We start from the raw sequence: 8,809 nt of genomic DNA, 5'->3' as shown, positions 1-8,809 counted from the left end.
TCGGCGTGAGCAGAATCACGGAGTTTTTGGATCAAGAACTCTTTGGTCGGTTTATCAAAAATATCATCTACAGAAAGATTCATTGAATAGGAATGCGGGGATGTTTCGAGCATATTAAACACTTCGCCGATCACAAATCGAGAAAGAAGCGGGTAAAGACGTGATTGACGTGCAGCCGGAAGAAAAAAGCCCGGAGAGACAATCTCTCCGTTGTTATCAATCATCCGAATAAGGGCTTCATACTCAACAATATCTCCGCTTACAGCATCAAAAACCGGCTGATAATAGAGGCAGAACTGGTTATCTTCGATTGCCTCTTTGAGTTTTTTACTCCAGAGAATATTTTGCTGATACTCCTGTCGAATCTGCATCGTTTCGTCATACAGCTGATAGCTAAGGCGACGTTTTTTAGCCGTTTTCAGTGCCATATCGGCATTGGCGAGAAGATCAATGCTGTTTTGTCTGCGGTTACGTGAGACATCCATACCCATGGTCAAGGTAACATAGATGCTGGCACCATGAAGGTCGTAATATTGAGCTTGCAGATGGTCGATGATTGAGAGGCGGGCTGCTTCCAATTCAGACGAGCTCATAGGTTTGCTCAGTGCAATGGCATATTCATCGGAAGGCATTTTATACAGATGCATCGGTAAATCACTAATCGCGTCTTGAATCGACTTGGTTAGCGCTAAAATGGTCTCATCACCGATTGCATGACCGTAAAAGTCATTGATCTCTTTGAAATTATCAATATTAAGGAGTATAAGCGCATAAAAACGGCTGGTATGTATATCTCGAATGAGAGCATTTCGGTTAGGCAACTCGGTGAGATGGTCGGTATGGAGTTGATGCTCCAATTTTTGATTAAGTTCACGGGTAATTTCGGTATCACGCTCGATACGGCGGATAAGGACACGGAATCCAAAGTGAAGAACGATAGCAACAAATGTGAGTAAAAAGAGGCTGACGAGGAGAAGATTCCGTATTTCAGCTTTATACTCAGTGACATCTTCGGTGATATCAAAAGCACACGTCATCATCGCAATAATTTCATTTTCGTAATTGGTTAGCGGACGCGACGCTATTACATAATCTGTTTCCCCTATTTTGTAGCTATTGCTGTCGCTAAAGGTAAATGAGGAGGGGAGGTTATTAAAAAGGGGATCATTCGAAGAGACGATAGAGTAGCCGTGATAGACAATATTTTTGGAATCGGGTAAGAGACTTTTGAGTTTCTTGGTATCAAAAGCGATGGCACTTTTTATACCGGAATGGGCATCAAGCCGCTTTTGAACACGATCGATTTTGGCTACGGTTTGGATAATACCGATAAAGGTTTCATTTTTAAAGATGGGGATGATGGTGACTACAGAGACATCATAGATGGTCACATCCAACGTCGTAACATTTTGGCGTGTTTTGATGGCATGCGCTAAAACAGGACGTTTATGGAGAATATTATCGCCGTATTTTTTTGGATCTTGGAGTCTGAGGAAATGGGCACCGTCAGCACCGATAAATCCGCTCATATCGACTGTGCCGCGCCCTTTAGCTTCTTCGAAATAAGGGAGGGTGAGGCGATAAAGCTTTTCTCGATCGTGTGCCGCAAACGCATCGACGATATCGCGGTTTCCTGCAATTTTGCATGCGAGTTCGCTCAGCCCTTTTTGGGTATCGAGCATTGCTAAATCAAAAGAGTTTCGTAAAAGTGCACGGTGGGCAGAGGTTTTCTCTTCTAAAACGTGTTTTTTGTCCTGAATAATGGTAACGATAAAGATGACAATAAGCAAAATGACAAGAGCGATAGAATAAAGAGTCGCCCGTTGTTTAATTTTATGCACATTGCATCCTTCTTGTCACTGATTCATTATTATTATAACATAGGAGTTAAGATTTTTCGGATAAATAATTAAAAACAGTTAAAAACGCTATTCTTTAGGGAACAAAATTGAACCTAAACGTATCAATGTGGAACCGCACGCAATGGCAAGCTCAAAGTCTCCGCTCATCCCCATAGAGCAAACTTTTGCATTAGGCAGCGTCTCAAAAATTCGGCGGGTTGTCTCAAAACTTTTTTGGACAACCGTAGGCTCTTCGACATGGGCTCCGATGCTCATCACCCCTTGTAATACTAAACGGGGGCACTCTTGCATGATTTGGAGATATTTTTCGTTTGTCTCTTCGGGGAGAAATCCGCTTTTAGACGCTTCATAGGCCGAATTGATCTGAACCAAAGCACGAAGCGTCCTATCCTCTCTCTCAAGCCGCTCATTGAGGGCATGAGCGAGTTCCAAAGAGTCGATAGAGTGGAGGAGATGGGGGCGGACACTTAAAAGATGGTTGATCTTGTTTTTTTGCAAGGTACCGATGAAATGCCATTCGATTGGGAGTTCATCCAATGCTTCGCTTTTGGACATGAGATCTTGCACTTTGTTCTCTCCGAAGGCACGCTGTCCTATCGCATAGAGCGATTTGATCGCTTCGGCATCCACATATTTGCTGGCAGCGACAATTTTGACGATGTGATGGTCATTTACTCGTAAACGTGCTTTTTCAACCCGTTCGATAATACGGTCAAAATGGAGCTTTTGTTCCAGTGTAGTCATTGCATTAGCCTCGTAATGTCGTTATACAATCCCAAACTCATCAATCCGAGAAGTATCACCCATCCTCCGATAGTGAGCTGGGTAATTACCGCTTCGCTCGGTGCTTTACGGCGGATCATCTCATAGAGGTTAAACATAATGTGCCCTCCATCGAGTGCCGGTATCGGGAGAAGGTTAAGGACTCCGAGATTGACGGAGATGAGGGCGGCAAAGAAAAACAGAGACATCCAACCATACGATGATGCATCGGCAGTAATTTGGACGATACTCACCACGCCTCCTACCTCTTTGGCAGGGACAACTCCCGTAAGAAGTTTTTGGACGCTTTGGAAGATAAGCAGAGAGGAATTATAGGTCTCTTCGCTGGCGTATTCGAAGGTGCCGATGAGACTGAGCTCCATTGTATGCGTCACACCCGCCGGGGCAATCCCCACCATTCGTTGCTGGATGGTCTCTTTAAATATGTTTTGAGTTTCGGTGATTTTAGGAGTGACGGTGAGATTGTGGATAGTGTCACCGCGTTCAATCTGGAGGCTCAACGCTCCGACAGAGGCTTTGATATGATCGGAGAGTTCATTCCACTCATTGATACGCTCACCATTGATGGAGAGGACAATATCCCCTTTTTGAAGTCCCGCAATCTCGGCAGGAGATGCTTGAACTACCTTTCCGATAACAGGGGAGAGCGCTTGCGGCCCACCCAATGCGATGGCGTAAAAGAAGACCCATGCGAGGGCAAAATTTGCCAAGGGCCCTGCGAGGAGGATGATAATCCGCTGCCACGGTTTTTTGCTGTTGTAGCTGTCATTATCGCTACTGAGTGCAGTGGGGTCGAGATCGTCCTGCCCTTTCATTTTGACATACCCGCCTAAAGGGATGGCGGAGATTTGCCATTGCGTTCCGATCCATTGAAACGAGAGGAGTTTTTTACCGAAACCGATACTGAACACTTCGACATAAACACCGAAAAAGCGGGCGGCACTGTAGTGACCGAGTTCATGGAAGAAAATAAGTACCGATAAAACGGCGAGGGCGACGATCCAGCTCACGATTATCCTTTTGCTTTATAGGCTTTACTAAAACCGATCACGTATTCGGCTCCCGAATAGACGGTGAGGGCAACAGCGATCCATAGCAGTATATCTCCAAACGGCCAATGCATCAATAAAAAACCGATAGCGATCATCTGGGCGACCGTTTTCACTTTACCCGCCATCGACGCACTGACATCGATCCCCTCGGAGAGGGAGAGGGTGCGAAGACCGGTGATGAAAAGCTCTCGAACGATGATAATATAGATTGCCCACGCTGATGCGGCACCGCTCATCATAAGACCCAAAAATGCGGCTAACGTGAGCATCTTATCGGCGAGCGGATCGAGAATCTGTCCGACGATGGTGATCTGATCGAGTTCACGCGCGATATAACCGTCAAAAAAATCGGTAACGCTGGCGATAACAAAGAGGAGAGCGGCAGCGTAGTAGCTCCAGCTGATATCCCATCCCGCATTGCTAAAGATCTGTGGGTTGAGAATAATCCAAAACATCACCGGAGCGATGAGGAGGCGCGAGAGCGCGAGAAGATTGGGAAGGTTAATCACTGGAAAGTTGTCCCACCGTCAACGACAATCGTTTGTCCTGTAAGCCACGAAGAGCCTTCTCCGCAAAGGAAGAGACAAGCACCGGTCAAATCTTCGGCTTCCCCCATACGGCTAAGCGGTGAGCGTTTGACCACTTCCCCTTTGACCTCTTCGTAGTTCGGGAACGCTTTAAGGGCATCGGTATCGATAGGGCCGCCGCTGACGGCATTGACACGAATCCCTTTTTCTCCCAGTTCCGCCGCTGCGTAGCGTACCATCGCCTCAACAGCCGCTTTGTTGGTTCCATGACCCGCATAGTTAGGGGTATAGACGAGATTTCCGGTGGAGCTCATAGAGATGATCGAGCCGCCGCCCACTTTTTCCATCCGTTTTGCCGCTTCTTGCGCACCGACGACGAAAGCGTTGACGGTTGCGGTATAGATGTTGTTAAGCCCTTTGGGTTTGAGACGCATAAACGGACCGAAACCGCCTACTACCGCACGTCCTGAAATGATCGCGTTGGAGATGAAAAAATCGAGTCGATCGAAATCTTCGTCAAATTTTGCATAGACCTCTTTATACTCATCAGGCTCTAAAATATTGAGAGCGTATCCGCGACATTTAACACCGTATTGTTTTTCAATATCGTCCGTAATCTCTTGCGCGATTTCAGCATTGGAGTTATAGGTAAACGCTACGTTTACCCCCTTTGATGCGAATGCATAGACGATCGCTTTTCCGATACCTCGGGTTCCGCCGCTGATGAGTAGGGTTTTTCCTTGCATATTCAATTACATTCCTTTTATAGTGTAGTTTTTCATAACATTCTCAAGACGCTTCATATTCTCATTGCTCGGAAGAACGAGAGGAAGACGATATTCGAGTGTATCGAGTAGTCCTGCGATGTACATTGCCGCTTTGATCATAACCGGATTGGATTCCAAAAAGAGGGCTTTATTGATCGGGAAAAGCGCATCATTCAACGCTTTTGCTCCCGCAAAGTCACCAGAGAGTGCTTTGGTAACCAAATCACTTTTTAAATCGGGGAGGAGGTTGGAGGTGACCGAAGTAATCCCTGCACCGCCGCAAGCGAGAATCGCGTAATCGATCGCGTCATCCCCGCTGAATACTTTGAGTTCCGGTCGGCGTGAGAGGAGCTCGATGGTGCGCTCGATACTTCCCGTCGCCTCTTTGATACCATAGATGTTTTTGACATCATCAAAAAGACGGATAACGGTATCGGCACTGATATCGACGACCGTTCGCCCCGGAACATTGTAGAGCATAAAAGGCAATTCCGGAACCGATTCGGCGATTGCTTTGTAGTGCTGATAGAGCCCCTCTTGGGAAGGTTTGTTGTAATACGGAGCAACAGAGAAAATCGCATCGACACCGCATGCTTGAGCCGTACGCGCCGCTTCGATCGCTTCTGCGGTTGAGTTGCTTCCTGCCCCTGCGAGGACTTTGGTATTGGTCCCTTTACACACGGCAACGGCGATCTCCATACAAATACGGTCTTCTTCGTAGCTGAGCGTTGCACTCTCACCCGTTGTTCCGACGGGACAAACGGCATTTATTCCATTGTTGATTTGTCGTTGAATGAGATCAGCGTATTTTTGCTCATCCAATTTTCCGTTTTTAAACGGGGTGATGAGGGCGGTCGTTGAGCCTGTTACTAGATTCATTTTTGTCCTTTACGGAGGATTAGCGTTGTTGATTTTTCAGGTTTGAGATACTCTTTTGCCACTTTTTGGATCTCAGAGGGTTTGAGAGCTTCGATTGCCGCTTCATACTGCATCAACGGTGAGATATCTCCGCGAGCAAGGTAGCTTCCGAACAAATCGGCTACCGAGGTGGAGCTCTCCAGTGAGTAGATAAAATCGGCTTTGGTGTTGATTTTAACTTTATCAAGCTCCGCTTTCTCTACCGGTTTATCTTGGAGGGAACGGATGATTTTCCAAATCTCCGCTTCGACGCTCTCTGCCGTGACCCCGTTGTTACAGACCGCTAAAAATAAAAATACCCCCGCATCGATATTTTCCATATTATAGGCATAAATTTGGTTGACAAGCCGCTTTTCATCGACCAATACACGGCTCAAACGTGAGCTTTTACCGGAGCTGAGCATCTCGCTGAGAGCTGAGAGTTTAGGTTGATCCGCGTGTTGAAAGTTGGGGATAGGGAAAGATATGGCGAGCATTTCTACTTCGCTCTCTTTGTTCACTTCCACACGGCGTGCTCCGTCTTGTTCGGGCTCAAGTGTTTTGACGGTCGGAATATCGAGCGTATTGGGAACCGATCCGAAATGTTTCTCTGCCTCTTCGAAGACACGCTCGGGCTTAATGTCTCCCGTAACGATTAAAATGGCATTTTTCGGCTGATAATAGGTTTGATGAAAACTGCGGATATCCTCCAGTGTCCATGTTTGAATATCGTTCATAAACCCGATCGGTGTCCAGTGGTAGGGATGATAGACGTAGGCGCTGTTAAACAGACGAAAATAGAGATATCCCATCGGATTGTTATCGGTTCTCCATCGACGCTCTTCGGCGACGACGTTACGCTCGGGTTGGAACTCTTCATCTTTGAGGTTGAGATTCTGCATCAGCTCTGAAAAGAGGGAGAGGGATTTAGCGAGATTTTCGGTACTCGATTTAATGTAATAGTGGGTGTAGTCAAATCCGGTCGAAGCGTTGTTCAGACCGCCGACACTTTTTACCTCTTCATCGAACTCACCCGCTTTGAGGTTTTTCGTCGATTTGAAGTTCATGTGCTCCAGCATATGGGCGATGCCGCTTTTACCCATCACTTCGTTGCGGCTTCCCACTTTATAAAAAATATCGGTAGAGATAACCTGCGAACCGTTGTCCATCGGAATGGCAACGACTTGCAACCCGTTGGAGAGGGTCTTGGTTTCATAATGGGGGAGTGATGAGGCCATAAGGGTTCCTAGAGACAAAATTGTTGCAATGAGGATTTTCATCGCCGATCTGCGCCGATTGCTTCGGTGATGGAGGCAAATCCGTCCGATGCCAAAAGATCGATCAAACCGCTGTTGATCTCTTCGATCACTTCGGGACCTTTGAAAATCAATGAGGTGTAGATTTGCACCAATGAAGCACCTGCACGAATGCGGCGGTATGCTTCCTCAGGTGTGCTGATTCCGCCGACGCTGATGAGGGTCGTTTTGCCGTAAAGTTCGCGCGCAATCGCATCAAAAATATAGAAACTTCGCTCGCGTAATACTTCTCCGCTGAGTCCCCCGATATCTTCGGGTTCAGAGACGAGAGAGTAATCGATGGTCGTATTGGTAGCGATAATACCGTCTGCTCCGCTCTCAACCGCGTGGACACACAGGGCGACCGCTTGATCTTCGGACATATCGGGGGCGATTTTGAGCAAAATCGGTTTGTTGGTCAGCGCTTTGGCTTCGGCGAAAAGCTGGCTGATAAATGCTTCGTTTTGGAGATCGCGCAATCCCGGAGTGTTCGGCGATGAGATATTGATAACCATATAATCGGCGTACTCGTGGAGTGCTTTGATGAGGGTGGTGTAATCTTTGATCGCTTTATCATCGGGAGTTATTTTGTTTTTTCCGATGTTGACGCCGATAGGGGTGCTGAACGGATAGATATTTTTGAGACGGTGAGAGATACGGAAAAGGCCGTCGTTGTTAAATCCCATCGCGTTTTGAAGAGACTCCTCTTCGATGTGACGCCATAGGCGCGGGCGTGGATTTCCCTCTTGCGGTTTCGGGGTGAGGGTACCGATCTCAGTAAAACCGAATCCCATAGACATAACGCCGTGGAACATCGTCGCATTTTTATCGAATCCTGCGGCAAGACCGACAGGGTTAAGAAACGTACGGCCAAAAAGTTCTTGGGTAAGGGAAGGGTGGGTTACGAAATGTTTCGCCATCCAGCCGTTGAAGAGGGGGGGACAAAAACTGGCACTGCGGAGAACTGCGGCGGCAAGCGTATGGGCGCTTTCGGGTTGAAGTTTAAAAAGCCAGGGTTTTAAAGATTCGTAATCAAACATACCATCCGCCTCATCGTGATTAAAGTTGCCGCGATTATACTCAAAAAAGGATTAATAGGGGATTATTCGCCCATTTTCCCTGCAAGACGGCGGTAATTTTCGGAGGTTTCAAGAAGCTCTCGGTGGGTTCCTCGTGCGATAATGTGCCCCTCTTCAAAATATAAAATCATATCGGCGTGTTCAATCGTACTGAGGCGGTGGGCGATGATAAGGGTGATTTTATCCTGCGCGTACGATTGCAATGAGGCTTGGATACGTTTTTCGCTTTCGTTATCCAGCGCGCTGGTCGCTTCATCCAATATGAGGAGGGAGGCGTGTTTGTAGATGGCGCGGGCAATGGCGATCCGCTGACGCTGACCGCCGGAGAGATTGGCACCGAACTCTTGCATTATCGTATGTATCCCCTCAGAAAGAGCGGACACAAATTCGAGTGCATCCGCTTTTTGCAGAGCCTCTTTGACCCTCTCTTCATCGATCTCATGGCCGTACGCTACGTTAGCGGCTAAGGTGTCTTGGAGGATATAAACCCGCTGCGATACGGCGGCAATTTGGTTACGGAGAGAATCTTGGGTGTACTCTTTGAGAT

9 protein-coding genes are annotated in these 8,809 nt (G+C 47.3%); all 9 read right to left on the bottom strand.

Annotated features, from left to right (window positions below):
• The coding region (locus A2517_RS03420) for a diguanylate cyclase (protein WP_294894151.1) at nucleotides 1-1,841 on the bottom strand (1,841 nt) is incomplete at its 3' end.
• An 87-nt stretch (nucleotides 1,842-1,928) separates the two neighbouring features.
• Nucleotides 1,929-2,606: a YggS family pyridoxal phosphate-dependent enzyme gene (locus A2517_RS03415; RefSeq protein WP_294894149.1), complete on the bottom strand. Its 678-nt coding sequence runs from the start codon at nucleotides 2,604-2,606 to the stop codon at nucleotides 1,929-1,931.
• The gene (gene rseP / locus A2517_RS03410) at nucleotides 2,603-3,655 is read right to left on the bottom strand and encodes an RIP metalloprotease RseP (protein ID WP_294894147.1); all 1,053 of its coding nucleotides are present in this window, start codon (nucleotides 3,653-3,655) and stop codon (nucleotides 2,603-2,605) included. Before rseP ends, A2517_RS03415 begins: the two co-directional genes overlap by 4 nt.
• 2 nt (nucleotides 3,656-3,657) lie before the next feature.
• On the bottom strand, nucleotides 3,658-4,206 hold the full coding sequence (gene pgsA / locus A2517_RS03405) for a CDP-diacylglycerol--glycerol-3-phosphate 3-phosphatidyltransferase (RefSeq protein WP_294894144.1): 549 nt from the start codon (nucleotides 4,204-4,206) through the stop codon (nucleotides 3,658-3,660).
• Nucleotides 4,203-4,970, bottom strand: a complete 768-nt coding sequence (locus A2517_RS03400) for an enoyl-ACP reductase (protein WP_294894142.1) — start codon at nucleotides 4,968-4,970, stop codon at nucleotides 4,203-4,205. The genes pgsA and A2517_RS03400 overlap by 4 nt, the downstream gene beginning before the upstream one ends.
• A 6-nt stretch (nucleotides 4,971-4,976) precedes the next feature.
• Complete coding sequence (gene dapA / locus A2517_RS03395) at nucleotides 4,977-5,870, bottom strand: 4-hydroxy-tetrahydrodipicolinate synthase (RefSeq protein ID WP_294894140.1); 894 nt, start codon at nucleotides 5,868-5,870, stop codon at nucleotides 4,977-4,979.
• Nucleotides 5,867-7,126: a pitrilysin family protein gene (locus tag A2517_RS03390; RefSeq protein ID WP_294894138.1), complete on the bottom strand. Its 1,260-nt coding sequence runs from the start codon at nucleotides 7,124-7,126 to the stop codon at nucleotides 5,867-5,869. The genes dapA and A2517_RS03390 overlap by 4 nt, the downstream gene beginning before the upstream one ends.
• A 38-nt stretch (nucleotides 7,127-7,164) precedes the next feature.
• Nucleotides 7,165-8,223 carry a quinone-dependent dihydroorotate dehydrogenase gene (locus tag A2517_RS03385; RefSeq protein ID WP_294894136.1) on the bottom strand — a complete coding sequence of 353 codons (1,059 nt, stop codon included), beginning with the start codon at nucleotides 8,221-8,223 and terminating at the stop codon, nucleotides 7,165-7,167.
• A 62-nt stretch (nucleotides 8,224-8,285) separates the two neighbouring features.
• The coding region (locus A2517_RS03380) for an ATP-binding cassette domain-containing protein (protein ID WP_294894134.1) at nucleotides 8,286-8,809 on the bottom strand (524 nt) is incomplete at its 5' end.

This window comes from Sulfuricurvum sp. RIFOXYD12_FULL_44_77 (assembly GCF_001830725.1).
In the GTDB taxonomy this organism is placed as follows: Bacteria; Campylobacterota; Campylobacteria; order Campylobacterales; family Sulfurimonadaceae; genus Sulfuricurvum; species Sulfuricurvum kujiense_A.
The sequence above is the reverse complement of the archived record's forward strand: the minus strand, read 5'-3'. Positions and strand labels throughout refer to the sequence as shown.